Below are 23,853 nucleotides of genomic sequence, written 5' to 3' on the forward strand. Positions count from 1 at the left end.
CGGTCGCGGGGCGGTCGTCCCTTATAATGGCGGCCTTTACCGCCGCCGTTGCCGCCATGTCGTCCCCCGAACATTCGCCCCTGGGCAAGTCCACCGTCTACGCGGATCGCTACGACGCCGGCCTGCTGTTTCCCATTCCCCGCCAGGGCAAGCGCGATGAGATCGGCGTGGCGGAAGCCGCGTTGCCCTTCCACGGGGTGGACGTGTGGAACGGCTACGAGCTTTCGTGGCTGGATAAACGCGGCAAGCCGCACGTGGCGGTGGCTGAATTCCGCTTTCCGGCGACGACGCCCAACATCGTTGAATCGAAGTCGTTCAAGCTGTATCTGAACAGCTTTGCCCAGGAACGCGTGGCCGATGCGGCGACACTGCGCCAGACACTGGTCCGCGATCTCTCAGCCGCCGCGGGTGGTCCGGTCGGCATCGTCCTGCACGCGCCCGGCGAGCTGGACGGCACTCCAATCTCGGAGCCGGAAGGCCTGCTGCTGGACACGCAGGAGCTGGACTTCGACAGCTACGGCCCGCCCAGGGCGGATTTCCTCGTCACGAACGACGGGGACGCCCGCGAAGTACTGGTTTCGCACCTGCTCCGCTCCAACTGCCCGGTCACCGGCCAGCCGGACTGGGGCAGCGTGCAGATCGCCTATACCGGCGCGCCGATCGACCGCGCGGGCCTGCTTCGCTACCTCGTCTCCTTCCGTAACCACACGGAATTCCACGAGCAGTGCGTCGAGCGCATCTTCATGGATGTCACGGCCCGCTGCGCGCCCCGCGAGTTGTCCGTGTACGCCCGATACACCCGTCGTGGCGGCCTGGACATCAATCCGTTCCGCAGCACGGACCCGGCCGCCGTGCCGGCCAACCCGCGCGGCGCCCGCCAATAATGAATGACACATTCATGCGTTCTTCATTGGTCTTGCCTTTAGTTGTGTAGCCTGTACTCTGCGGCGGCCAAGGGGATCGGCCCCGATACCGCCCCGTTCGAACCTGACTCGTCATTCCGGAATCCAGACATGAAGCTTTCCTTCCGCTCGTACGCCCTCTGCACGGCCACCGTCGCCGGCCTGCTGGTCCTCACCGCCTGCGGCAAGAAGGAAGAGCAGCAGAACACCGCGCCGGCCGCTGCCGCGACCGCCCCGGCTCCGGCTGCCGCCCCTGCGGCGGCGACCACGGCGCCGGCCGCGCCTGCCACCTCGCCCACCGCCGCTGCCGCTCCGGCTGCTCCGGCCGCCGCCCCGGCTGCGCCCGCCGCCGCCAGCGAGTCGCTGAAGGTCGGTTCGGTCACCCTCGGCAGCGCCGTCGGCGCCGACAAGAAGGTCGCAAAGGCGAAGAACGCCTTCGCCCCGGGCGACAAGACCATCTACGCTTCGGTCGCCACCGAAGGCACCACTGCCGGCGCTACGCTGAACGCGAAGTGGACCTTCCAGGACGGCGAAACGACCACCACGGTCAGCGACATCAGCCAGTCGATCAGCACCGACGGCCCGGCCGTCACCACGTTCAAGATTCAGAATCCGAACGAGTGGCCGGAAGGCAAGTACAAGGTCACCGTGTCGCTCAACGGCCAGGCCGTGGGCAACGAAGCCTTCGAGGTCAAGAAGAAGTAATTCATCGACCCCGATGCGATGGAAAAGGGCAGCGAAGGCTGCCCTTTTTTTTGGGTCCGGCGTGCATTGCCGATGAGGCAACAGGGTCGCGCGCCCGCCCGGATGCGTGTAGACCGTGTCAGCGAGCGGTGAGAACACGCCTCACCGCGTGAAGACGCTCCTTTCAGACCGGCGATGGTCGAATGGCACCCGACTCGACGCGGCGATGGACGCCCGGCGGGGCGCCATCAACCAACCCGCATCCCTAGGAGAAACATCATGCTTCAGTGGGCCGTTATCTTCTTCGTCATTGCGCTGATCGCAGCGATCTTCGGTTTCACCGGCATCGCCGCCGGCGCAGCCAGCATTGCGAAGATCCTGTTCGTGGTCTTCCTGATCCTGTTCATTCTGTCGCTGCTGTTCGGCGGCCTGCGTCGCGGGCCGAGGATATAAGCCTCGACACACCCAGGTAAGAAAGAAGAGCGCCCCGGCCCCAGACCGGGGCGTTGTTCTGTCCGCGGTACGGATTTCCCACACTGAGGGCCCAGGCCATGAATCGCATTCTCGTGACGCTGCTTGCGTTGTCCATGACCGGCACCGCCATCGCCCAGCAGGCGAAGACGACTGCCACCGATACCGACTTTATCCGGCGCGCCAGCAGTGCCAGCCTGACCGAGATCGCACTGGGCAAACTCGCCGCCGATCAGGCGTCGTCCAGCGACGTGAAGAAATACGCCGAACGCATGGTCGCCGACCACACGAAGGCGAACGAGTCGCTGGGCAAGCTTGCGGGTAGCAAGGGCGTGCAGATTGCGGTCGCACCGGAGCCGGCGCAGCAACAGGACATCGACCGGATGAAGGGCCTGGACGGTGCGAAGTTCGACCGCGCTTACTCCGATGCGATGGTTCGGGACCACAAGCTGGCTACAGGCCTCTACGAACTCGAAGCGGAAAAAGGCGAAGACGTGGACATCCGCGATTACGCGCGCGGCCAGTTGCCCATGCTGAAGGAACACGAGAAGCTGGCACAGAGCCTGCCGCCGTTCTGACGTCGCCGCGAGGCGCCGTCGATCAGGCCGGATGCCGCTTCAGAAACTCACACGCTCCGGATGTCAGCACCGAAGCAGTTGAGCCCTAAGTGGCGTGATTGGGCATACCCAGCAGTTCCGACAGTCCACCCCAGAGCAACTGGATGCCAATGCAAAAAATCACGAAGGCCAGCAGTTGCAGAATGACCTTGGTGCGCTCCTTGCCCAGCCGGTGCCCTATCCGGTCGGCGTAACGCATGCTCAGATAAATGCTGACGCTGATCGCAGCGAGTGCGACCGCTGCGGCCACGAAGTGCACCCAGTCGACACCATGGCGCGGTGAGCCGGTACCCACGGCGATGGCCACCGCGATGGAGCCCGGCCCCACGGTGAACGGCAGTGTCAGTGGGTAGAACGAGGGGTCGCCATGGTGCCGGTGCACTTTAGCGTCGTCCTCATCATCGTCGTTCGGGCCGTTGAGCATGCGCCAGCCAGCGGCGGCGATGACCAGACCACCGCCGACCCGCAGCACCGGAATCGAGATGCCGAAGAAGGCGAGCACATAAGCCCCGATGAACAGCGATCCGGTCAGCAGGAGCAGGCTGTTGAGGGCGACTTGTCGCGCAAGGCGCTCGCGCTCTTCCGCCGTGGCTACAGGCACGATGCCCAGCGACATCAGCGCCGAGCCGGGCGGGTTCACGATGGGCAGCAAGGCTGCCACGATGACGAAGATGGCCTTACCGATGTCCATCCACATGCGCGCATCGCTCCGGGTCGCCACTATGCAGCGTTGTATACCTCAGTGACGGCCTGCCCGATAGCAGGTAACAGCTGCGCCACGAAGCCAGCCATCGTTACCTCGCCCATGTCGACGGACTTCGCCCCACCACCCGCGACGAGCAGCACATCCAGCTGGTGCTGACCGATCCGGTCGACCCGGGCACGGAAAGTTACGGACTGGCGATCCACGCCGCCCGCGCCGTATCGGCGCAACCCGGGGCGAGCGATACCTTCCGCTAACTTCGACGGGTGTACGCTCGACGGGCTTCCAACCACAGAGAGATGACCCATGGAATACCGTTCGCTTGGCGGCTCCGGCTTGCAGATTCCCGCCCTGATCCTGGGCACCGCGACCTTCGGTGGCGGCAACGAGTTCTTCAAGAAATGGGGCGACACCGACGTCAAGGAGGCAACCTCCATGATCGACGCCTCGCTCGAACTCGGTTGCAACATGTTCGATACCGCGGACGCCTATTCGGGCGGTTTGTCGGAAGAGATTCTCGGCAAGGCCATCGCCGGCCGTCGCGATCAGGTGCTGCTGTCGACCAAGACCGGCATGGGCATGGGTGCCGGCCCGAACGACATCGGCACGTCCCGTGACAAGATCATCCGCAGCTGCGAAGCGAGCCTGAAGCGTCTGGGTACCGACTACATCGACCTGTACCACCTGCATGCCTTCGACGCGCTCACGCCCATCGAAGAAATGCTGCATGCCCTCGATACGCTCACGCGCGCCGGCAAGATCCGTTACTTCGGCGTGTCCAACTACTCGGGCTGGCACCTCATGAAGATGCTGGCACTGGCCGACCGCCACGGCTTCACCAGGCCGGTCATCAACCAGGTCTATTACGCCCTGACCGACCGCGAATACGAGTGGGAGCTGATGCCGCTCGGCCTCGACCAGAACGTAGGTGCACTTGTCTGGAGCCCGCTTGCCGGCGCCAAGCTGACCGGCAAGGTCGGTCGCCACAAGAAGCCCGCCGAAGGCAGCCGCGCCGCAACCGACGCGACGTGGGCGGTGCCGGACGAGCACCTCTTCGCCATCACCGACGTGCTTGAAGCCCTCGAGAAAGAGACCGGCCACAGCGTGCCCCAGATCGCCCTCGCCTGGGTGCTCTCGCGTCCCACCGTGTCAGGCATCGTCATCGGCGCACGTAACGTGACTCAGCTGCGCGACAACCTGGGCGCCACGTCGTTCAAGCTGGACGCCGACCAGATCAAGCGTCTCGACGACGCCAGCGCCACGCGTCCGATCTATCCGTACTGGCATCAGCAGGCGACTCTGGCGTCGCGCAATCCGAGTCCGGTGACATTGGGCAAGTAAGCGATCGCGGTGCGGGTCGCAGAATCCTGCGATCCGCCCCATCTACGAACGTGCGACGGCGTCGCTGGATTTAGCCCCGCCGGGCGGGCAATCTCGGTGAGGGCAGCCCATGGGCCCTGGTGGCTACGAGGTCTTTGCGTGACGACATTCAACCCGGTGCCGAATGCGCGTGCGCATGCGCTGCGGCTGGCCATGCTGGAAGACGACGACCTGCTGCGCGAACGCGTACTGACGCCGAAACTCGCGCAGTTTGGGTTCGAGGTCACGGCTTACGCCAGCGCGGCAGCGCTGGATGAGGCGATACGGCGAAACGTACCGGATATCTTCCTGCTCGATATCGGCTTGCCGGACGGCGACGGGTTCGAGGTCGCACGACGGTTGCGCGCGGCGATACCGGCTGCGGGCATCGTCATCCTCACCGGCCGGGGCGATAACGTGGATCGCGTGCGAGGCCTGTTCGAAGGGGCCGACGCCTACCTGTCCAAACCCGTAGAGATCGACGTGCTTGTGGCCACGTTGTACAGCGTCGCTCGACGTCTGCATCCCTCGCCACGAGCCCACGAACGATGGGCGCTCAGTCCGGACGAATGGTTTCTGCTCTCGCCTTCCGGTGCGCGCGTGATGCTCAGCAAAAACGAGCGCAAGCTGCTGGAAGCGATGCTTCAACACGCCGATGAGGTGGTGCCGCGTGAGGCGCTGATCGCCGCCCTGACCGATGACGTCCACGCCTTCGACCCGCACCGGCTGGACTCGATGGTCCATCGTTTGCGCCGCAAGGTGCTGGCCGCCATCGGCGAGCCGTTACCCCTCAACGCGGTACATGGGACCGGATACATCCTGGAAGCCTGATTCCACGGCCGAGACGCCCGCCCGCGGTAAGGACAGCCGGATCGTCGTGCCCTGCCCCGGCGTGCTCTCGACCGCGGTCCATCCACCGGCCTGTACTACGAGCCCCTGCACCACGCTGAGTCCGAGACCCGTACCGCGCCCCGCCGGCTTGGTCGTGAAGAAGGGTTCGAACACCTGCGCGCGTATCGACTCCGCCATGCCCATCCCGGTGTCGCTCACCGACAGCACCGTGTGCTCCGCGCCATCCTCGATGGCGATTGTGCAACACCCCCCATCCGGCATGGCGTCGCGCGCGTTCGTCACCAGATTGATGATGGCCAGCTCGAACTGGCTGCGATCGAAGCGGATCAGTCGAGGCGCATCGGGCAACCGCAGCATCAACTCGTTGTGCGAGGAGAGCGACTGCCGCAGCAGCGGATGCAGCTCGCGCAACGCCGCGACCACGTCGAACTCTTCCGTGAATGCCACATCGCGGCGGCTGAAGTTGAGCAGCTTGCGACACACCGCGGTGCCACGGCGGGCGGCCAGTTCGATCCCTTCGAGCGCATCCGCGATGGTCCGCATGTCGCCCGGGGGCAGATCGTCGCTTTCCGGCAGGCGGTCCCGCTCCGTGGAAAACCCCAGGATGATGTCGAAGACGTTGTTGACGTCGTGCGCCACGCCGCTGGCAAGCTTGCCCACCGCGTCCATCTTCTGCGCGTGCAGCAGTTGCTCCTGCGTACGTTCACGCTCCGCGATCTCGCGGACCAGTTGCAGGCGCCGGTGTTCCGATTCGATCAGGCTGTCGCGCAAGGCATGGATACTGCGATCCACGATCAGGGCGATAAGCAGGTAGCTGGTCAGGGCGCGCAGGGGCAGGACGTCGTAGACGGCCATCATCATCCCGGGAAGATGGCTGGCCGCCGATGCCTTCAGCGGATCCACGCTCATCACGAGAATGAGCGCTTCGACGCCGTAAGTGATCCACAGCGCCCTTCGGCCCAGCATCAGACCGCTCAGCGCCAGAATCATCATCAGCGTCAGGTTGCCGTCGGTCGCGCGATAACCGAAGGCGGCATAGGCCACCGCGCCGCACGCAAGCATCGTCGCCACGAATTGTGCGACGGCCTGCGAAAAACGACCGCGACGGATGAGGCAGAGACCCAGCCACGCCGACACGGTCATCGCCAGGTCGGTACCGATGTCTATCGCCATGGCGGCAGGCGCGCCGATGCGTGCCTTGCCGTAGAAACGATCCTGCAGATACGACCAGTGAAGGCCGAACAGATAGAGCTTGGTCGCCGGTATCCGGACACCTTCGAAGATCAGCAACAGCTGCATGAAGGTGGCATTGCGCCTGTCGACCGGATCACGGATCGGCGTGTCGGCGAGCCACTGACGGATACGGGACATCATCGTGCGGCTCCCAGGCAACCGACGGTGAGAATTCGGTGAGAAACGTGCCAGTCGAGCGTGTGTGACTTTGCCGGGAATGTAAAGCTATGGTGGGACAGCGTGCCGAGGGGCAGTCCTCCGGGCTGGGCACGAGCGACGTCACGGCGTTACGGGCTCTTTCCTTCGGGGGTACTATGTCAGCAATTCTTTCCAGGCCTTGGCTGGCCGGCGCGGCGATGCTCATCGCCACCGGCGGCGCGTGCGAGGCACACGCTTCCGTCGACACCGCGGGCAGCACCACGGCGACACCGCTGATCACCAGAACGGTCGACAGCCACCAGATGACCACGCTGCCGGGGAGCATCCCGGCGAGAGTCCATACCAGTGTCGACGCGGGGCCGATGGGCACCGCCGAGGTCATCCCTTCGATGACCCTGGTACTGAAGCGCAGCGCGGAACAGCAGAAGCAGTTCGATGCCTACCTCGCGTCGCTGGATAACCCCTCGTCGCCCAACTTCCACCAGTGGCTGACCGCGCGCCAGGTGGGCGAACGGTTCGGTCCGAGCAGGCAGGACATTGCCGCGGTAAAGACGTGGCTGAGCAGCCAGGGTCTCGGCGTGAAGACCATCTCCGCCGACGGCATGCTGATTCGTTTCACCGGCTCGGTCGGCGCCGTGCAGCAGGCCTTCGGTACCTCGCTGCACCGTTTCAGTGCGAACGGAAAGACGCACTTCGCCAACGCCGCCGAACAGAAGCTGCCGACCGCACTGATACCGGTGGTCCGTGGCGTCGCATCCCTGACCGACTTCTTCCCGGAGCCGCAGGTGAAGAACGTACGGCCGGTGAAGCGCGACAAGCAAGGGGCATGGATCGCCGCCGGCGCGCCCTCCGGCGACTTCAACTTCGTTTATCAGGGAGAGACGTTCTTCGATCTGGTACCCGCGGATTTCGCGACGATCTACAACGTCAATCCGTTGTGGAATCAGGCGAGCCCCGTGCGCGGCGCCGGACAGACTGTGGCCGTGCTGGAAAGAACCAACGTTCTCGATGCCGACATCAAGACCTTCCGCCAGGTATTCCTCCCGACGGATGCCAAAGGTGTCTTCACCCAGGTTCATCCCGCGGCTTTCACCGGCGACACCAGCTGCGTGAATCCCGGTACCAACGGCGATGAAGGTGAGGCCGCGCTCGACGCGGAATGGGCCGGCGCCGCCGCACCCGATGCCGACATCACGCTCGCCTCGTGCCAGGACACCGGCGCGGACTTCGGTGCGTTTCTCGCCGCGCAGAACCTGCTTGAGCAAGCCGCCCCACCACCGATCCTCAGCCTCAGCTACGGCGAGTGCGAACTCGTCAGCGCAGCGGTGGGTGACATCGACGAGGCCAGCGCGCTGTGGGCGACCGCCGCGGCCGAAGGCGTTTCGGTGTTCGTCTCGACCGGTGACTCCGGATCCGCGGGTTGCGACCAGGGACAGTCGGCTTCCAGCTTCGGCCTAGCCGTCAACGGCCTGGGCAGCACGCCGTATAACGTGGCCGTCGGCGGTACCGACTTCAACGACTACAAGCAGACCAGCAAGTACTGGCTGCCCGGTAACGGCGAACTCGGCGCCAGCGCCATCGGCTATATCCCGGAGCAAACCTGGAACGACTCCTGCGCCAGCGCGCAGCTGGATACGATCCTGGGATACAGCGACCCCAACACGGCCTGCAACTCATCCGCCGGGCTCGACTTCCTCAACACGGCGGGCGGAAGCGGCGGACCAAGCTACTACTGGAGTCAGCCCACGTGGCAGCAGGGTCTGGCCGGCATGGATCAGAACGTCACCCGTGCCACACCGGACGTCTCGCTGTTCGCGGCCAACGGCATTTACGGTCACGCGCTGATCTTCTGCATGTCGGACGCCGACGAAGGCGGTACGCCCTGTAATTACCTCAGCCCCACGGACTCGATCTACAACAGCGCGGGCGGCACATCGTTCGCGGCGCCCGCGATGGCCGGCGTGCAGGCCCTGGTGAACCAGTCCAGCGCGGCTCGCCTGGGTAACGTCGCGCCAACGCTGTACAGCCTGGCCCGCAGCCAGTACGGCACCATCGCTTCGCCCGGCACCGGGTGCGCCGCCACGGACGCCACGTGTGTGTTCCACGACGTCGCCACGGGGGATATCGACGTGCCTTGCTTCGCCGGCACCGGCGACTGCTACGTGAAGAGCGGACAGTCGTACGGCATCGTCAGCGATGGCGGTCGTGCATCCCTCGTCACCGCATGGAAGGCCGGCAAGGGCTACGACTATGCGACAGGCCTGGGCTCGATCGACGTGACCCATCTCGCCAACGCCGTGGCCGCCCGGTCGGCACGCGGCAAGACGATCTCGCGCACATGGGATCTGGCCGGCCGCGACGACAGCGGCAACCCCGGCGTCGGTCTCAACGCGATCCTCGACGGCAAGAGCACCTTGCTGCTGGTCGGTCCGAAGACCGGCAACGCCACGTTTGTCCGTATGAACGGCAGCACGGTGCTCAGCACCGACACATGGTTCCCGGGCAGCCGCGATGGCGGCGACACGATCGTCGACGGTTTCCAGGCCGGCGACCAGATCAAGGCCATTCCGTACGACATCTTCGGCGGCACGCTCGCCGGACAGACGGTGATGGAAAGCGATAACCCGACCACGCACACCATGAACCTCGCGATCTACAGCTATGGCTGGGAGGCGTTCCGCTTTCCGTACCCAGCCGGCTGGACGCTGGTCGGCGCGGGCGATGTGGATGACGCGGGCACGCCGCAGCAGATCTGGTTCAACGCCAGCACCAGCCAGCTGTCGTTCTGGACGATCAAGTGCAGCGGTGGCCTCCTGTTTGGCCGTCTGAACGATCTGGACTGCACGCAGGCCGTCGACCGCACGGTACCCGCTCCGGCCGGCTTCACCCCGCATCTGGCCGATCTCAATGGCGACGGCGTAATCGATATCGTCTGGACCAGCGCCAGCCGCGCGGTGAAGTACTGGGTCAACACCGGCAAGGACCGCTTCACCAAGACCGATGCACCGGACGCGTCACCGAACGGCTTCGACCTGATCGGCGCGGGCGAGATCGCCGGCACCGGCAGGACCGACCTGATCTGGTTCAACGCCGCGACCGGCAACATCGGCTGGTGGCTGATGGACGGCACGACGGTGACGGGCCGCAAGACCACGGCGGGCCCGGCGGGTTACAGCGTCGCCACCATCGAGGACTTCGACGGTGACGGTCTGGCGGACGTGTTCTGGACCAACGCCAAGAGAACGGCGTATGTCTGGCAGGGCACCGGCGGCGGCTTCATCTCACAGCAGGTCGCCGACGGGGCGGGCACGCCTTACGTGGTGCCAACCGGCTACAAGGTGCAGATGAACCGTTTGCAGGGCGTGGCCAACCCCATCGCCGCGCACGCCGCCAGGGCGCAGATCGCCGCGGGTTCGCACTGACTCGGGAGAGGTTCTGCGGAGAGGCGGACGGGAAACCGTCCGTCTTTTCTGAATGGTGCGCCTGGAGGGATTCGAACCCCCGACCAATGGCTTCGGAAGCCACTACTCTATCCGGCTGAGCTACAGGCGCTGATGCTGCGGTCGGGCATTGTAGCGGGAATCCCCGGGGCGGCCTAGCCTCAGTGTCAGGGCCTGGCCGCCAGGGGCTCAGCGCCGGCCGCCGTGGCGCGAAGGCTTTCCCTGTAACGCCGGCTGCACGGCAGAACCGTGCCGTCGGCCATGTGCAGGCGGGCTTCGCCCGCGTCCAGCGGCTCGATCGAGGTGACCTGAGCCAGTTGCACCACGTAGCTCCGATGCGCGCGGACGAAGACGGCGGGGTCGAGCTTGGCCTCCAGCGCGGCCAGGGTCGTCCGCAGCGGGTAGTCGCGACCGCGCACCCGCAGATTCACGTAGTTCCCCGACGCCTGCGCCCACTCGATATCGGCGGTGGCCACCAGGAAGTCGCGTCCGAGCTTGCGGACGAGAAAGCGCTCCGGGCGGTCGACCGGCTCCACGGGCGGACCTTCATCCGGAATGTCGAGCAGACTGGCCTCGCCTTTGACGTGTCGGCCGAACCACTCGACCATGTGGCCGACGGCGACGATCGTAAAGAACGTGCGGATGTCCTTCAGATATTCGTAGACGAACTGCAGGCCCAGCGACCCGGGATCGTAGTGGGCGCCGCCAAGGGTGTAGCCGAGCAGCCGGAGCAGGTCCATGCCGACGACGTGACCCACGCACCAGGCGAGACTGCCGGCGAAGTACAGCGGGAGATAGCGCCGCCACGTATCCGCATGCAGCGGCCAGCGGTCGCACGCCCGCAGGAGGAAGGGCAGCATGAGCAACGAGACGAGGACGCTGCTGAATTCGTTGACGGCGATCTGCCAGGTGGCGACGTGGATGTCGTAACGGTCCGCATCGATCCGCGCGGTCATCGTGTTGCCGATCGCGGCCGCACCGAAGACTGTGCCCCAGAAGACGATCATGAAGAGGCGACGACGGCGGTGAGCCTGGTCGAGTTCTTTGCCGGGAGGTGTGGGGGTGGCTTCCATCCGCCGGATGATAGCCGTGTCGCGGGTTGGAATCGCCCGCGGGGCGCGCTCCTACGTAAAGAAGAAGGGCCCCTTGCGGGGCCCTTCGGTGCATCACTTGGTCTTGTAAAGCTCGCCCAGCCAGTCGGGCTTGCTCTTGTCGCGTTCCAGGTGCGGGTACATCAGGCCGCCGTGGTAGTCGATCTTGATGGTCTTGTAGTCATCGAAGTTCTTGACCAGCAGCTCGATCGGCGCCTTGTCGGTCTTCGCGGTGGTGACGGCTTCCTTCAGCGCGTCGCCATCGAATTCCTTGTTGTTGACCGCGACGATGTGCATGCCCGGCGAGAGGCCGGCATTGAAGGCCGGGCCGTCCCAGCGCACGTCGGAGATATCGCCCTTGGACGACACGGCGAAGCCGGCCGAATAGGTGAGATCGACGTAGTGACGACGGCCTTCGAACGCCTTGACCGCTTCCGACGGCTTGTCGTTGTAGACGAGCTTCCAGCCGCCGCGCTCGATGCCTTCCAGGTCGCCCTTGTGACCGTCGATGCGGTCGTGCAGGTAAGTCGCCCAGTCGTACGGCGAAATGCCGTTGAGCGTCGAGACCACGTCCTCGAAGGTATACGGATTGACCTTCCAGTCGCCGTCCTTCATGCCGAAGAAGGCCTTGGCGAAATCGTCGAGGCTACGCTTGTTTCTGGTCAGTTCGCGCAGCTTGGTGTCGACGTCGAGCCAGACCATCTGGCCGCCCGAATAATAGTCTTCACTCATCTGGTAGTTGCGATACGACAGCGGACGACGCTGCGCGATCGTCGGATCATTGGTCGTGTCACCGATGGTGCGCCACGACAGACCCGGTCGACCCTTGTCGTACGTAGCGGCGACGAGTGCGAGCACGTCACGCGCCTGATCCTGCGAAACGAGGCCCGAGCGTGCGGCGACGACGTTGCCCCAGAACTGCGTCTGGCCTTCATACACCCAGAGCAGGCTGTCGCCCATCGGCACGTTGAAGCTCGGCGTGGCGAGGTCGGCACCGCGACGGTACTTGCCGTCCCACGAGTGGTTGTATTCGTGCGAGAGCAGGTCGCGTCCCAGCCAGCTCTTGTCCCACTCGGTGAAGTAGTTGGGCTGTGCGCTGTTTTCGGACGAACGGTGGTGCTCCAGACCGATGCCGCCGAGCTTGTCGGTCAGCGCCAGCAGGAAGTCGTAATGGTTGTAGTGACGCGCACCGTAGAGCTTGTCCATCTGCTGGACGAGCTTGCGGTGGATCTCGAGCGCTTCGGGCTTGATCTCGAGCGCCTTCGCGTTGTCGGCCACGATATTCAGGTGCACCGGCGACTTACCGTTCGGGTCGAGGTCGACTCGCTTGAAATAGCGACCGGCGAAGATCGGCGAATCGACGAGGTCGTCGTAGTTGATCTCCTTGAAGGTCACCGTGTCGCCGCTCTTGCTGGCCTGCTCGAGCGCGGTGCCGAACTGGAAACCGGCCGGCAGCTTCACGGACGCTTCGACGTTGACGCGATCGGCACGGTAGCCGGCCGGATACAGGGAGACCTGGTTCCACTGCACGTTGACGATGTCGGGGGTCATGACGATCCGACCCTGACGCGTGTCCTGCGGGGTCAGCGTCTGAAACTCGACGTCGACCGACGAGGCGCCGGCCGGCACGTCGACGTGGAAGGCGTAGACGTTGTACTCGTCACGCTTCCACTCGAGGCGCTTGCCGCCGGCGGTCACGATGAGACCGGCGAACTGGTCGATCGGGCCGGTCGGCGAATGGTGGCCCGGGATCCACTCGGGGAACAGCAGGGTCAGCGGACCGGCCTGCGCGGGAATGGATTCCTTGACGCGGAAAATGCGGTGATCGGTATCGGTAGCGTCGACGGCGAGCTTGACGGTACCGGCGAACGCGACGTCCTTCGGCGGCGGAACATCGTCCGCGCGGACGGCGGTGGCGCCTGCGCTGGCCAGGGCGGCCAGAAGCGCGGAGGCAAGGATGGTGGATTTCACTGGAATTCTCCCGTGGAGCGTGTGGATCGCCCGGCCATCCCTGCGAGCGGGTCGGCGCGGTCCCCTGCGGTCCGCGCAAGCCTTCGATGCTAAACGTCATGGTCCGGAGCGCCCTATGCCAGAGGTCACGGTCACGGCACTCAGAATTCTCGTAAAATGCCGCGCCCGCCCATGCGGGACCGTACGGCGCCGGAGCCGACGGACATCATCAGGAACAGGGAACACCATGCATAAGGTCATGCGCACGGCGGTCGTTACCGCTCTTCTCGCGATCGCTCCGATCGCCGCCCAGGCCGACGGCCAGGCCTTTATCACTGCCTCGGCTGGCAAGTCGCACTACAACGGGGATACCGGGGAAAGCGGCACGTATTCCTATTACGGCATCGACGCGACCGAGCGTGTCGACAAAAAAGACACCGCTTTCGGCGTCACCGGGGGCTACCGCTGGATGATCGACGACGTGTTCTCGATCGGACCCGAAGCCGGCTTCGTCGACCTGGGCAAGTTGTCGGACCGGGTGGATGCGACCTCGCCAGGCCGATGGACGGAGACCGACCGCTCCGAGATCAAGAACAAGGCCGCGCTACTGGGCATCAATGCCAAGTGGATGCTCGGCCACTCATGGTCGCTGGGCCTGCGCACAGGCTTCCTTCACATGTGGTCGCGCCTGCGCAGCGATGTCGACGGCGTCGATCTTTACTATTCGCCGGGCAGCCGCGACCACTATTCCTACAAGGACTCGTCGCACGACAACGGCTTCTACGGTGCGTTGAACGTAGGCTACGACTTCACCCGCAACTTCGGCGTCACGCTGGGTTACGAGCACTACCACGGCGACTACAAGAGCGATGCGGGAAGCGTCAGCCAGAAGATCGGCGTGTGGGCGGCGGGGGCTGAGTTCCGGTTCTGAGAAGTAGGTAGTCTCAGGTGCAAAAAAACGGCCGCATCATGCGGCCGTTTTTTTGGCTAGAAATAGCTAGCACCCAGTGCTACCCTAAGCCATGGACGAATGGACGCAAGGCCAGCGTGTGTTCAAGACCGCGTGGTTCGCCAAGATGGCGAAAAAACACCTGATCAGCGACTCGGAGCTACGAAACGCGGCGCTCGAAGTCATGCGCGGCCAAGCCGATGACCTGGGCGGCGGGGTTTTCAAGAAACGCCTCAACCGCAACATGCACAGGTCTATCGTGGTCGCGAAAGGACGGCGGTACTGGATCTTTGCCTATCTGTTCGCGAAAAGGATCGGGCAAATATCGACGACTCGGAACTCGCCGCGTTCAGGAAGCTTGCGGCACTTTACAGTCGAAAGGTAGAGCAAGACATCGACAAGGAAGTGGCGATCTCGGAACTCATTGAGGTACGTAATGAACGCTAATCGTAAGCATAAGAGCGACGCATTCGAGGCGATTCACAGCGCCGTGTCCGGAATGCGCAGAGCTGGGACCATCGACAAGGCAACCATGCGGGACTTCGATGATCTCTGCATCGCTACACCCCCAATGATCGACTCGTTGCAGATCAAGCAGCTTCGCGAGCGGAATCATGTGAGCCAGCCGGTATTCGCGCGCTACCTGAATACGAGTGAGAGCACGGTTGAGAAGTGGGAATCCGGGGCCAAGAAGCCTAGCGGTATGGCGCTGAAGCTTCTTGCTGTTGTTGCCAAGCACGGAATCCAGGTGCTGGCCTGATACATCAGCTACGCGACGGAATCTTCAGCCCTCGCTCCACGCCAGGCCGCGACGTGCCTCGCTCCAGCCAAGCGATGACGTTCGAGAAGTCATCGAAGCCCACCAAGTCACGGGCACCATAGAACGTCACCAGATTATTGACCCAGCCCAGCGTGGCGATATCCGCGATGGTGTACTCATCGCCGACGATCCAGTCCTTACCGTCGAGCTGCCGGTCGAGCACTGCGAGCAGTCGTTTGCTTTCCGCGACGTAGCGCTCCAGCGGACGTTTATCTTCGTATTCGCGGCCGGCGAACTTATGGAAGAAGCCGACCTGGCCGAACATCGGGCCGATGGCCGCCATCTGGAAAAAGACCCACTGGATCGTTTCCCAGCGCTTCGCTTCGTCCTTCGGCAGGAAGCGGCCGGTCTTCTCCGCGAGATAAAGGAGGATGGCGCCTGATTCGAACAAGCCAAGTGGCTTTCCACCCGGACCGTCCGGGTCGATCATCGCAGGGATCTTGCCATTCGGATTCAGCGACTCGAACTCCGGCAGCTTGCTCTCGTTCTTGCCGATATCCACGAGGTGGACCTCGTAAGGAATGCCCAGTTCTTCGAACATGATCGATACCTTGACGCCGTTAGGCGTGGGCAGCGAGTAGAGCTGGATACGATCGGGGTGTGCGGCAGGCCAGCGCGACGTGATCGGAAAGGCGGAGAGGTCGGACATGAGGCATACCTTCGGGCCATAAAGCACCGAAGGTAGGCCGTCGGCGCGTTCGATTCAATGGCCGCAGAGTTGCGCTGACCGAGCCACCGAGACACACTCGAAACCAATGCTTCATCCATGGAACGTGATGGAACTGATCGAGCTGTCTATCGTACTCGGACGGGTCGTACTGGCCTCGCTACGCTCGCCCTTCGGCATCATGGCGGTGATGCTCATGACGCGGCTCGTCCTCATCGGCGTGCTGGCCTTTGACGACTCGATCGTGCACGGCTGGCCCGGCGTGATCGGACGCACCTTCGCATGGTTGGGTACGGACGACGGACTCTTGCTATTCGGCGGCGTGACGATTGCCACCCTGCTTGTCATTGGAGTAAGCCTGCTTATCTGGCCTCATGAACACCTCGGCATCTGAAGCAGCTTCGCCGAGGCCCATGGCGAGGGTCGGCCATGACTGCCGCACGTTGTAGCCATACCTCGACACGTAAACCCGCACCAAGCCGAGCGCTGCGTAAGTCCCTGGCGCGAAGCGGCGCCACGACGGGCATTGGCAATGCATGCCCTGTAGGCAAGTCCCAAGGCGCGGCGCCGCTGGGATCGGCACAACGGCGGCGCCCTTCCTAGAATGCCGCCCCACGTCCGCAACGGGACGTACCGTCACCACCCACCAGAAGGGAATATCCCATGCAAAAGATCTTGCATGCGACGCTCGCTGCCGTCGCACTCGCTTCGCTGTCCTTACCGGCTGCCGCATCCACCGGCACCTTCCTGAAGTTAGGCGCAGGCGAAGCGCGCTATGGCACGGGCGAGAAGCGCTTCGACGGAAAGAAGCACATGTCATACGACGTCGTCGGCGGTTATCGCTGGCAGATCGCCAATACGTTCGCGCTGGGCGTCGAGACGGGCTATGTCGACCTCGGCGGCAGCACCCACCGCGTGGCGGATCCGGCGGCGAAACAGGACACCCGCAACAGCCGCCGTCCGATCCCCGGTAAACCGCAGAACAAGCCGAAGCGCCCCGTTCCCACCTACTGGGAGAAATCGACCCTCAGTGCGCGCGCCTTCGTTCTCGGCGTCAACGCCCGCTGGCAGGTCGGCGAACAATGGTCGCTGACCACGCGTAGCGGCATCGCTCGTACGCACACGGCGCTGGAGGTGCACACGCGTCGGAGAAGCGCCGCCGTCTCCACCTCGGGGATCACCCCTTATCTCGGCGCGGGCATCGGCTTTGCCGTCACGCCGAATACCGATCTCTCACTCGACGTTTCGCGCTATGCGCTCGCAGGAACCCGCGGGCGGGCGGGCGGCACCCGCATGCACGTTCATACGATTCACGCCGGCGTGGATATGCGTTTCTGAGGCCCTGGCCGCGCCGGAGCGCCCCCTGGCGCCGACGCAGCCGACCGGACGTTCTTTCGAAAAGGCCGTCTAAACCCCTATACATCCCCGTAACTTTTCTATATAACCGATAGCAAGTGCTGCGACGCAGCACGTGAAGTCTTCTGAAGGGAAGCGACGCGCGGATGCGCGTTTACGCGGCTCGTCCCGCTCTGACAACGCGCGTTGTCAGCGTCGGAGACGTGCGCCAGGGTTTGCCTTTATCAGCCATTACGGGTGCCGCGCCGCGGCCACCCGTGCATGTCCGTGCGTCCAAACAGATCCAGGGAGACGTTTCTTCATGCTTAGCCGTAACAAGCCCTTGAACAAGTCCGCGCTGGCCATCGCCCTCGCAATCGTCGCGAGTCCCGCCGCCTTCGCCCAGTCCACCACCGGTGGCATCTTCGGCCAGGCGCCTGTCGCCGCCGGCGAGACGGTCGTCATCACCAGTGACACCGGTATCACCCGCGAAATCGCCGTGGATGAGCGCGGCCGTTATTCGGCCGGCCAGCTGCCGCTGGGCACGTATACGGTATCCCTGCGCGCCAATGGTCAGACCGTCGACACGCGCCAGAACGTCGTTCTGAAGGTCGGCGCAGGTACCGAAGTGTCGTTCGCTCCGGCCGAGGCACAGACCACCGACATGTCCGGCGTCTCGGTCTCCGCTTCCGCGCTGCCCAAGATCGACGTATCGACGATCGATTCGCGCACCGTCGTCACCTCGGAACAGCTGGCACGCCTGCCGCTGGGCCGTAACTCGGAAGCCATCGCGCTGCTCGCGCCCGGCGTGGTGCAGAACGGTGGCAGCTTCAAGGGTCCGACCGGCAATTCACTGGTGAGCTTCGGTGGTTCGGCCGCGAGTGAGAATGCCTATTACGTCAACGGCTTTTCGACCACCGACCCCCTGCGTGGCTTCGGCGGCCTGTCGTTGCCGTATGGCGCGATCGAGCAGCAGGAGGTTTACACCGGCGGATACAGCGCCCAGTACGGCCGATCCGACGGCGGCGTCATCAATGTGGTCGGCAAGCGCGGCACCAATGAATGGCACTTCGGCACGCAGGTGCTGTGGGAGCCGAGCTTCGCGCGCGCCAACCAGCGCAACCGCTACTACGAAAGCGGCCTGCCCGCCTCGCCCCGAGCCGGCAATCTGTACTCGCCCGATAGCGAGAACGGCGGTGACAGCACCACGGTCAGCGCCTATGCCGGCGGCCCACTGATCAAGGACAAGCTGTTCATCTTCGTTGCCGGCGAATACCAGCGACAGGAAGGCAATACCGTCAACCCGGTGAGCGGTTACACGAGTACCAAGCCCTACGTCGATTACCGATACAACTCGCCGCGCTGGTACAGCAAGATCGACTGGAACATCACGGACAACAACATCCTCGAGTTGACCGGCGCGTCGGACAAGTATCAGACCTCGGGCAGCATCTACAACTACGACTACGTCAACCGCGTGCGGCAGGATCGCATCGGCCAGGACGACGATATCAAGACCGGCGGCAACCTGTGGACGGCCAAATACACCGGCTACATTACCGATGACCTGACCGTCAGCGCGCTGTACGGCAAGCTGCATACCACCGACTACGATGCGCCCGGCGGCTACAACTCGAGCCTCACGTACGTCGATGGCCTGGTCAACCAGAACCCGGCGCTCAACGGCGGATCGTCGCGCGGCAACAGCCAGACCGTATCCAGCCTCAGTCCCTCGGGCCGCGGTAACCGCACCACCAATACGCGCATCGACATCACCTACAAGATCGGCGATCACACGATCACCGCCGGTATCGACAACCAGACCGCGGTGGCCATCGACCAGGGCTCGGTGACGTCGGGTCCCGGCGGGTACTCGTGGACGTATGGCCAGTCCGATCCGAACACGCCGATTTCCACGGGCCTCGGTGTGCCGGCGACGGCCGGCTTCCCCAACGGTGCCGGCGGTTACTACGTCATCCAGAACATCAACAGCAGTCTCGCCACCGTTCGCTCGACGCAGCGCGCGCAGTACATCGAGGACAAGTGGCAGGTGAACGATCGCTGGCTGCTCTCGTTCGGTATCCGTAACGATCAGTTCGAGAACTTCAACGCGGATGGCGACGCCTTCATCACCCAGCACAAGCCGCAGTGGGCGCCCCGCCTGGGAGCCAGCTGGGACGTCTTCGGTGACGCGACCTTCAAGGTGTATGCCAACGCGGGGCGTTACTACCTCGGCCTGCCGCTGAATCCGGCGCTCAATGCCGCCGGCGGCGCGCTGACGACGTCGCAGTACTTCACCTATGGCGGCATCGCGGCCGACGGGACGCCGACCGGCCTTACAGCGATCTCGCCGCCGGTCGCCGCCAACAACACGTTCGGTCAGCTGCCCGATCCGAAGACGGTGACGACGCAGGGCCTCAAGTCCGAGTATCAGGACGAGTTCATCCTCGGCTTCACGAAGACGCTGGGTACCGACTGGGTCTATGGCGCCAAGGCCACGCAGCGCATCCTGCGTAACGCCATCGACGACTACTGCGACATCGACCTCGTGCTGGCCAAGGCACAGTCACTTGGCTACGACGTGACCGACCAGAGCAATCCGGTCAGCTGCTGGCTGTTCAACCCCGGCAAGTCCAACACCTTCAACCTGGTGGATACCTCGGGCAATTACGTGAAGGTGCCGCTGTCCAACGAGGAGTTCGGTTTCGATCGCCTGAAGCGCCGTTACTACTCGCTGGAGACCTTCCTCGAACATCCGTTCGCCGACGGCTGGTATGGCAAGGTCAGCTATACGTATTCGCGCAGCTACGGCAACACGGAAGGCCAGCTGCGCTCGGACCTGTACCGCGAATCGCGGGGCACCGGCCAGACCGCGGTGTCGACCACGCAGGACTGGGACAACTCGTACATCATGGTCAACACCAACGGTGTGCAGAACAACGATCACAAGCACCAGCTGAAGTTCTTCGGCTACTACCAGTTCAGCCCCGAATGGCTGGTCAGCGGCAACCTCAGCATGATCTCCGGTGCGCCCAAGCCCTGCCTCGGCTACTTCGGCGCGGATCGTACCGACCCGGCGGGCTACGGCAACAGCTACCACTTCTGCAACGGCGAGCCCTCCCCGCCCGGCAGCCACGGCCGCCTGCCGTGGGTGCGCCAGGTGGATCTCGGCGTGACCTACCGTCCCGCCTTCGCCGATGCGAAGCTGGCCTTCAACGCCAATGTGTTCAACGTGCTCAACGAGCAGCGGACGATCGGTATCTACCCGAACGGCGAGCAAAGCCCGAACCTGGCGAACCCGCTGTACGGGACGCCGACGGCGGTGCAGCAGCCGCGTTATTTCCGCCTGAGCGTGAATTACGACTACTGAGCCCTGACCCGAAGGACCTGACTCCGGGGTAGTGCCGCGAGGCACAACACGGGGTTGCCGTTGACGAGAAAGCCGACCAGGCGCAGCCCGGTCGGCTTTCTTGCGTTTAGGCCGCCCGCGCCATAAAGGTCGACTGCGTCACATTCGTGAATGTGACCTTCATCACACTTAGGGCCGCTTTCGGCTAGTCTTGCCGAAAACGTGCCTCGCCTGGATTGCCCGCAAAGCGCATCCGCAAGTTGTGAGTAGCCCACGAAGCGAACGTTTCAGTGCGTTTTACCAGCCAACCGGTCAAAACAAGGAAGCCTCTGAGATGTCCGGAAATTCGATGAAACGCGCCCTCATCGGGCACCTGCCTGCCATCGCGCCGGTCGACCACCTCGTTCACCTGTTCGGCTTCGTGATGCAGCACCGGCGCCTGCCGCGTCGACGACACCCCTTGTTCAACGACGTCATCCATCGCATCAAGGCCTCCACCGAGATCGTGGACCCGTTGCGCGTCTACGTGACCGACAAGGAATTCGTGAAGACCTTCGTCCGCGACCGAGTCGGCGACGAGCACAACGTGCCGACGCATACCGTGTTCCGCCGGGTGGACGACGTCGACATCGATCTCATCCCCGACCGCTGCGTGATCAAACCCACGCATGCGAGCGGGCAGATCATCACCCGCAAGCATGGTGAGCCGGTCGATATGGCGCGCATCCGCGGCTGGTTCGAGCTGAATTATTACCGGACCTCAAGGGAGCGAAACTACAAGAACCTGCAGCCGAAGGTGATCGTCGAGCCGTTGATATTCAACGACGCGGAAATCACCGACTACAAGGTGTTCTGCTTCCAAGGGCGGCCGCGGCTGATTCAGGTCGACTACGGAAGGCACTCGCGGCATGTGCGCAAGTTCTACGACCTGGACTGGCGCGAGCAGGGTTTCGGGCTGGTGTACGAGCGTGGGTCGATCGACTTCGAGCGGCCGGCGAATCTCGACAGGATGCTGCAGGTGGCAACGCGGCTGAGCCAGGGGTTTTCGCTGGTGCGCGTGGATATGTATTCGGACGGCGAGTCGGTTTTGATTGGCGAGATGACCAATTGCCCGAGCGGCGCGATGGGCGTGTTCAGTCCGCCGGATGGCGAGCGCCTGGCGTCGGCGATGATCTTTGGCGATCTCACCGACGAGATGCTGCACACGCAGGTGGCTTGAGTTCCGTTGGGCGCACGCTCTTTGTGATTTTGGCGCACGACCGTGCGTAGTCCTTCTCCCAGTCCCACGTAAGCGCTTGCTGAGAAGCACGGACGGATGCGCGTAACCACTTGCGCTGGAGATTGAATTCTCGCTCTGAGGCTGTCCGATGGCCCCGCTGTCGATGCCGTCATCCCCCATCCTCGTGATGGCGCACTCCGCCTAGACTGCCGTCGCCTCCACGGCCCGTCGGCGCACCGCCCGGCGGAATGCTGCACGCTTCCCAAGGATGCCTCATGCAAAAGGTCTTGCTCGTCACCACAGCCGCCCTGGCTCTGACAGCCGTTTCCTTCACCGCCGCCAACCCGGCCGGCGCTTTCCTCCGTTCCGACATCGGCAAAGCTCGCTACGCCGTGCCGAGCAAGCTCTACGACGGCAAGTCCGCGCGCGCCTATGAACTCGGTGGCGGTTATCGCTGGGGCCTGGGTGAACACGTCGCCCTCGGTGCCGAGCTTGGCTACGCGGACCTGGGCAAGGTGAAGTACCGCGCCACGGGCACACACCGGTACGGCAGCCGGACGTATCCGCTGAGCACGCGAAGCGAGATCGGATCGCGTGCCGTACTCATCGGCGCCAACCTGAAATGGGAGCTGCCGCAGAGCTTCTCCGTCACCGGCCGCGCCGGTATCGCCCGCATGCGAACGCAGCACTGGAGCCACACGCAGGCTGGCCCGGGTTCGGACTATTACCGTGGGACGCTCAAGGGCGGCAGCCGTTATCTCGGGCTTGGTGTGGGGTATGCGGTGACGTCGCATCTCGACGTTGGCATCGATGTGACGCGTTACACCTCACAGATCTCCGGGATTGCTTCCAGGCATCGAACGCTGTCGACGCGCGTGCTCGGCATGGCGATCGAAGCGCACCTGTAATGGCACGGCCACCGTGCGGAGCCTCGCTCGCGCACGGAGGCTCGCTACCGGAATCAACCCGGACAGGCACGCCCCCGGTGACGACTCAAGCTTGCACACCCCCGGTCGCCTGGACCGTCGATACATGCATGCTAAGGCTATCTAAGCGGAAGTACAGAGTCGAACGTGCCCCACAAGCAAAGGGAACTCATGGCATGCAGCCGAGACGAGACTCGGATCTTTTCGCGAGAGGTACTCGCCCGCGCTGATACGCGAAGCTGCAGCTCGCTCCTTAACTTCGAACAATATCGCGGGCCCAATCGCCCAATTAGTTCCTGGAAGGCCTTCCCGCTCGTGACCGAAGAGAGACCAAGTAAGTATGCCTCGAAATGCATCTACAGCTTCACGCAGACGTTTCGTAACAGATGCGTCTTCCAGCGCAAATCTGAAGGCTACAAACGGACACCACATGACGGTCTTCGGCTCATCGCTTCCTCGAGCATTGCCAGATCCAAGTCCGTGCTGTTGATACCTCCGCCAAGCCAACGGATTCAGCCCAAATATCAAATCTAGAAGCTCAATCTCCGAAGAAACCAAAGCATCTATGTTCATTGAAGGCCCTTTAGTTTATCCGAGATAGTTACCCCACCCGGACTTATTGAATTGATGTGCTTCTCCCAATCACCTTTGGGAATGGGCGTGGATGAAAGGCGTGGATCGTAAACATAACGGCCAGGGGACCAATCAACGGACCAAGTAAACCCCATATACCACCGCCTATCATGGTCACTTTTCCTGCTGAGGTTTCGGACCATCGTCACCCGTCACACCTACCGCAAGATTCAACGGTTTTTCCAACCGCCATTTTTGTTAATCTCGATCACTATCCCCTCGGCGGTAAGCAACGATTCAAGGCCGTAGGGAACACCTGCCGAAGCTGACACCCACGCCACCACCGCGTTCTTCGAAGCGTTCTTGACTGAATGATTCTCCGGCTGGCTCAGCGGATTTCTGTCATGGGCCGCCGCAAGGGAAACGTTGTCCGACGTCCCCCCGCCTTGAGTAGCGGTCCGATCTTGAGTTCAGGATTAATGTAACTGTTTCGCGTAAGCGGCGGGAGTCAACCCGCCGAGTGCCTTCTTGGGTCGCTCTTCGTTGTATTCCCG

21 protein-coding genes and 1 tRNA gene are annotated in these 23,853 nt (G+C 63.5%); 15 read left to right on the plus strand and 7 right to left on the minus strand.

What is annotated here, in order from left to right:
* Nucleotides 1-56: 56 nt before the first annotated feature.
* The 4 genes from queF to J2X57_RS15235 all read left to right on the plus strand — a co-directional run bounded on the left by queF (nucleotide 57) and on the right by J2X57_RS15235 (nucleotide 2,635).
* Nucleotides 57-884, plus strand: coding sequence for an NADPH-dependent 7-cyano-7-deazaguanine reductase QueF (gene queF / locus J2X57_RS15220; protein ID WP_043697110.1), 828 nt, complete (start codon nucleotides 57-59; stop codon nucleotides 882-884).
* 129 nt (nucleotides 885-1,013) lie between these two features.
* Complete coding sequence (locus J2X57_RS15225) at nucleotides 1,014-1,607, plus strand: hypothetical protein (protein ID WP_036116508.1); 594 nt, start codon at nucleotides 1,014-1,016, stop codon at nucleotides 1,605-1,607.
* A 258-nt stretch (nucleotides 1,608-1,865) separates the two neighbouring features.
* Entirely contained in the window at nucleotides 1,866-2,039 is a 174-nt protein-coding gene (locus J2X57_RS15230) for a DUF1328 family protein (protein ID WP_036116509.1), read from the plus strand.
* A gap of 98 nt (nucleotides 2,040-2,137) precedes the next feature.
* Nucleotides 2,138-2,635, plus strand: a complete 498-nt coding sequence (locus J2X57_RS15235; RefSeq protein ID WP_051944070.1) for a DUF4142 domain-containing protein — start codon at nucleotides 2,138-2,140, stop codon at nucleotides 2,633-2,635.
* Between the two features lie 85 nt (nucleotides 2,636-2,720).
* Here the strand turns inward: J2X57_RS15235 and J2X57_RS15240 are convergent, their stop codons facing one another.
* Both J2X57_RS15240 and J2X57_RS15245 read right to left on the minus strand, forming a co-directional pair.
* Nucleotides 2,721-3,371, minus strand: coding sequence for a MarC family protein (locus J2X57_RS15240; protein WP_309868403.1), 651 nt, complete (start codon nucleotides 3,369-3,371; stop codon nucleotides 2,721-2,723).
* A 23-nt stretch (nucleotides 3,372-3,394) separates the two neighbouring features.
* The gene (locus J2X57_RS15245; RefSeq protein WP_309868405.1) at nucleotides 3,395-3,583 is read right to left on the minus strand and encodes a hypothetical protein; all 189 of its coding nucleotides are present in this window, start codon (nucleotides 3,581-3,583) and stop codon (nucleotides 3,395-3,397) included.
* Nucleotides 3,584-3,683: 100 nt separating this feature from the next.
* Here J2X57_RS15245 and J2X57_RS15250 point away from each other — a divergent pair, with 100 nt between their 5' ends.
* Both J2X57_RS15250 and J2X57_RS15255 read left to right on the plus strand, forming a co-directional pair.
* Nucleotides 3,684-4,718: an aldo/keto reductase gene (locus J2X57_RS15250; protein WP_308846346.1), complete on the plus strand. Its 1,035-nt coding sequence runs from the start codon at nucleotides 3,684-3,686 to the stop codon at nucleotides 4,716-4,718.
* A gap of 138 nt (nucleotides 4,719-4,856) precedes the next feature.
* Nucleotides 4,857-5,567, plus strand: coding sequence for a response regulator transcription factor (locus J2X57_RS15255; protein WP_255364041.1), 711 nt, complete (start codon nucleotides 4,857-4,859; stop codon nucleotides 5,565-5,567).
* On the opposite strand, the gene J2X57_RS15260 is transcribed toward J2X57_RS15255, so the two are convergent.
* The gene (locus J2X57_RS15260) at nucleotides 5,520-6,962 is read right to left on the minus strand and encodes an ATP-binding protein (RefSeq protein WP_309868408.1); all 1,443 of its coding nucleotides are present in this window, start codon (nucleotides 6,960-6,962) and stop codon (nucleotides 5,520-5,522) included. The genes J2X57_RS15255 and J2X57_RS15260 overlap by 48 nt on opposite strands.
* A 173-nt stretch (nucleotides 6,963-7,135) precedes the next feature.
* On the opposite strand from J2X57_RS15260, the gene J2X57_RS15265 reads away from it, so the two are divergent.
* Nucleotides 7,136-10,402: a protease pro-enzyme activation domain-containing protein gene (locus tag J2X57_RS15265; RefSeq protein ID WP_309868410.1), complete on the plus strand. Its 3,267-nt coding sequence runs from the start codon at nucleotides 7,136-7,138 to the stop codon at nucleotides 10,400-10,402.
* A 53-nt stretch (nucleotides 10,403-10,455) separates the two neighbouring features.
* Here the strand turns inward: J2X57_RS15265 and J2X57_RS15270 are convergent.
* The 3 genes from J2X57_RS15270 to J2X57_RS15280 all read right to left on the minus strand — a co-directional run bounded on the left by J2X57_RS15270 (nucleotide 10,456) and on the right by J2X57_RS15280 (nucleotide 13,452).
* Nucleotides 10,456-10,532, minus strand: a tRNA-Arg gene (locus J2X57_RS15270).
* Nucleotides 10,533-10,587: 55 nt separating this feature from the next.
* The gene (locus J2X57_RS15275; protein ID WP_309868452.1) at nucleotides 10,588-11,427 is read right to left on the minus strand and encodes a LytTR family DNA-binding domain-containing protein; all 840 of its coding nucleotides are present in this window, start codon (nucleotides 11,425-11,427) and stop codon (nucleotides 10,588-10,590) included.
* Between the two features lie 159 nt (nucleotides 11,428-11,586).
* Nucleotides 11,587-13,452, minus strand: coding sequence for a M61 family peptidase (locus J2X57_RS15280; RefSeq protein ID WP_239740021.1), 1,866 nt, complete (start codon nucleotides 13,450-13,452; stop codon nucleotides 11,587-11,589).
* A gap of 256 nt (nucleotides 13,453-13,708) precedes the next feature.
* Between J2X57_RS15280 and J2X57_RS15285 the strand changes: the two genes are divergently transcribed.
* From J2X57_RS15285 to J2X57_RS15295, 3 genes are all read left to right on the plus strand, one after another.
* On the plus strand, nucleotides 13,709-14,392 hold the full coding sequence (locus J2X57_RS15285) for an outer membrane beta-barrel protein (RefSeq protein ID WP_309868412.1): 684 nt from the start codon (nucleotides 13,709-13,711) through the stop codon (nucleotides 14,390-14,392).
* A 91-nt stretch (nucleotides 14,393-14,483) separates the two neighbouring features.
* Nucleotides 14,484-14,795 carry a type II toxin-antitoxin system RelE/ParE family toxin gene (locus J2X57_RS15290; protein WP_309868414.1) on the plus strand — a complete coding sequence of 104 codons (312 nt, stop codon included), beginning with the start codon at nucleotides 14,484-14,486 and terminating at the stop codon, nucleotides 14,793-14,795.
* A 51-nt stretch (nucleotides 14,796-14,846) separates the two neighbouring features.
* Nucleotides 14,847-15,170: a DNA-binding transcriptional regulator gene (locus tag J2X57_RS15295; protein ID WP_309868416.1), complete on the plus strand. Its 324-nt coding sequence runs from the start codon at nucleotides 14,847-14,849 to the stop codon at nucleotides 15,168-15,170.
* Nucleotides 15,171-15,174: 4 nt separating this feature from the next.
* Here the strand turns inward: J2X57_RS15295 and J2X57_RS15300 are convergent, their stop codons facing one another.
* Entirely contained in the window at nucleotides 15,175-15,879 is a 705-nt protein-coding gene (locus tag J2X57_RS15300) for a glutathione S-transferase N-terminal domain-containing protein (protein ID WP_309868418.1), read from the minus strand.
* 127 nt (nucleotides 15,880-16,006) lie between these two features.
* Here J2X57_RS15300 and J2X57_RS15305 point away from each other — a divergent pair, with 127 nt between their 5' ends.
* The 5 genes from J2X57_RS15305 to J2X57_RS15325 all read left to right on the plus strand — a co-directional run bounded on the left by J2X57_RS15305 (nucleotide 16,007) and on the right by J2X57_RS15325 (nucleotide 22,708).
* Nucleotides 16,007-16,291: a hypothetical protein gene (locus J2X57_RS15305; RefSeq protein WP_308846351.1), complete on the plus strand. Its 285-nt coding sequence runs from the start codon at nucleotides 16,007-16,009 to the stop codon at nucleotides 16,289-16,291.
* Between the two features lie 269 nt (nucleotides 16,292-16,560).
* Nucleotides 16,561-17,235 carry an outer membrane beta-barrel protein gene (locus tag J2X57_RS15310; RefSeq protein ID WP_309868420.1) on the plus strand — a complete coding sequence of 225 codons (675 nt, stop codon included), beginning with the start codon at nucleotides 16,561-16,563 and terminating at the stop codon, nucleotides 17,233-17,235.
* 319 nt (nucleotides 17,236-17,554) lie between these two features.
* Nucleotides 17,555-20,602, plus strand: coding sequence for a TonB-dependent receptor (locus tag J2X57_RS15315; RefSeq protein ID WP_309868422.1), 3,048 nt, complete (start codon nucleotides 17,555-17,557; stop codon nucleotides 20,600-20,602).
* Between the two features lie 190 nt (nucleotides 20,603-20,792).
* A complete protein-coding gene (locus J2X57_RS15320; protein WP_309868424.1) occupies nucleotides 20,793-21,800 on the plus strand; it encodes an ATP-grasp fold amidoligase family protein in 1,008 nt (335 codons plus the stop codon).
* Nucleotides 21,801-22,075: 275 nt separating this feature from the next.
* Nucleotides 22,076-22,708 carry an outer membrane beta-barrel protein gene (locus tag J2X57_RS15325; protein WP_309868426.1) on the plus strand — a complete coding sequence of 211 codons (633 nt, stop codon included), beginning with the start codon at nucleotides 22,076-22,078 and terminating at the stop codon, nucleotides 22,706-22,708.
* Nucleotides 22,709-23,853: the final 1,145 nt, after the last annotated feature.

The sequence above is a fragment of the Luteibacter sp. 1214 genome (assembly GCF_031455395.1).
GTDB lineage: Bacteria > Pseudomonadota > Gammaproteobacteria > Xanthomonadales > Rhodanobacteraceae > Luteibacter > Luteibacter mycovicinus.

Excerpts from the sequence above, each read along its gene's own strand:
- queF (WP_043697110.1), top strand. The coding sequence starts at position 57 with ATGTCGTCCCCCGAACATTCGCCCCTGGGCAAGTCCACCGTCTACGCG.
- J2X57_RS15225 (WP_036116508.1), top strand. The coding sequence starts at position 1,014 with ATGAAGCTTTCCTTCCGCTCGTACGCCCTCTGCACGGCCACCGTCGCC.
- J2X57_RS15230 (WP_036116509.1), top strand. The coding sequence starts at position 1,866 with ATGCTTCAGTGGGCCGTTATCTTCTTCGTCATTGCGCTGATCGCAGCG.
- J2X57_RS15235 (WP_051944070.1), top strand. The coding sequence starts at position 2,138 with ATGAATCGCATTCTCGTGACGCTGCTTGCGTTGTCCATGACCGGCACC.
- J2X57_RS15240 (WP_309868403.1), bottom strand. The coding sequence starts at position 3,371 with ATGTGGATGGACATCGGTAAGGCCATCTTCGTCATCGTGGCAGCCTTG.
- J2X57_RS15250 (WP_308846346.1), top strand. The coding sequence starts at position 3,684 with ATGGAATACCGTTCGCTTGGCGGCTCCGGCTTGCAGATTCCCGCCCTG.
- J2X57_RS15260 (WP_309868408.1), bottom strand. The coding sequence starts at position 6,962 with ATGATGTCCCGTATCCGTCAGTGGCTCGCCGACACGCCGATCCGTGAT.
- J2X57_RS15265 (WP_309868410.1), top strand. The coding sequence starts at position 7,136 with ATGTCAGCAATTCTTTCCAGGCCTTGGCTGGCCGGCGCGGCGATGCTC.
- J2X57_RS15275 (WP_309868452.1), bottom strand. The coding sequence starts at position 11,427 with ATGATCGTCTTCTGGGGCACAGTCTTCGGTGCGGCCGCGATCGGCAAC.
- J2X57_RS15285 (WP_309868412.1), top strand. The coding sequence starts at position 13,709 with ATGCATAAGGTCATGCGCACGGCGGTCGTTACCGCTCTTCTCGCGATC.
- J2X57_RS15290 (WP_309868414.1), top strand. The coding sequence starts at position 14,484 with ATGGACGAATGGACGCAAGGCCAGCGTGTGTTCAAGACCGCGTGGTTC.
- J2X57_RS15295 (WP_309868416.1), top strand. The coding sequence starts at position 14,847 with ATGAACGCTAATCGTAAGCATAAGAGCGACGCATTCGAGGCGATTCAC.
- J2X57_RS15300 (WP_309868418.1), bottom strand. The coding sequence starts at position 15,879 with ATGTCCGACCTCTCCGCCTTTCCGATCACGTCGCGCTGGCCTGCCGCA.
- J2X57_RS15305 (WP_308846351.1), top strand. The coding sequence starts at position 16,007 with ATGGAACTGATCGAGCTGTCTATCGTACTCGGACGGGTCGTACTGGCC.
- J2X57_RS15310 (WP_309868420.1), top strand. The coding sequence starts at position 16,561 with ATGCAAAAGATCTTGCATGCGACGCTCGCTGCCGTCGCACTCGCTTCG.
- J2X57_RS15315 (WP_309868422.1), top strand. The coding sequence starts at position 17,555 with ATGCTTAGCCGTAACAAGCCCTTGAACAAGTCCGCGCTGGCCATCGCC.
- J2X57_RS15325 (WP_309868426.1), top strand. The coding sequence starts at position 22,076 with ATGCAAAAGGTCTTGCTCGTCACCACAGCCGCCCTGGCTCTGACAGCC.